We start from the raw sequence: 241 nt of genomic DNA, 5'->3' as shown, positions 1-241 counted from the left end.
AGTTCAAACTGATCGCGGAACGGAGTTTTTTGCTGAAAAAGTACAGCTCAAATTGATGGAGCATGGCATTAAATTTCGCCCCAATAAGCCAGGCTCTCCTCACTTAAATGGCAAAGTTGAAAGGTCACAAAGAACTGATAAGGAAGAGTTTTATTCGACCGTTAATTTGGATTTGGACGAACTCAAAAATGAAACGTTACCTGAGTGGCAGCATTACTACAATTGGCAACGCGCTCACGGC

Annotated in this window: 1 protein-coding gene; it reads left to right on the top strand. The window is 42.3% G+C overall.

The window, feature by feature from the left end; translation table 11 throughout:
* Nucleotides 1-241 (top strand): integrase core domain-containing protein (locus tag AAEY99_RS21675; RefSeq protein WP_351012021.1); only part of this gene is annotated, 241 nt, incomplete at both ends.

Origin of the sequence: Shewanella sp. S1-58-MNA-CIBAN-0166, assembly GCF_040310085.1 — a bacterium.
Lineage (GTDB): Bacteria > Pseudomonadota > Gammaproteobacteria > Enterobacterales > Shewanellaceae > Shewanella.
Note: the sequence above shows the minus strand (reverse complement) of the source record. Positions and strands in the feature narration are given on the sequence as shown.